Origin of the sequence: Bacillus pretiosus (assembly GCF_051294775.1) — a bacterium.
Taxonomy (GTDB): domain Bacteria; phylum Bacillota; class Bacilli; order Bacillales; family Bacillaceae_G; genus Bacillus_A; species Bacillus_A wiedmannii.
The window spans coordinates 1-279 of record NZ_JBPPHF010000671.1; the positions used below are offsets into that span (position 1 = coordinate 1).

General features: G+C 36.9%; 1 protein-coding gene. It reads right to left on the bottom strand.

The features are described from left to right. Nucleotides 1-279 (bottom strand): LysR substrate-binding domain-containing protein (locus tag ACSG5Z_RS32630; RefSeq protein ID WP_435713012.1); only part of this gene is annotated, 279 nt, incomplete at both ends.

Below are 279 nucleotides of genomic sequence, written 5' to 3' on the forward strand. Positions count from 1 at the left end.
GAAGGGACAACTAAGAAAATTTCTTCAGTAATAAGTGGTTCCCACATAATTTCCTCGCCTTCAATTGGCACAGAAGAAATGCAACAGTCAATTTCTATATTATCTAGTTGTCGCTTCATAGAAGGAGTAGATGCGAGAATTTGTTGGAATCGAACGTTAGGATGTTTTAGTAAAAAAGAACGGTGTAGTTCTGGTAATATTCTGGGAATAGAAACGGCCAGTGTAATAGAGCGTTGTTGTAATTCAGCTAAATCTTTAATTTCTCGTTCGCCTTCACTT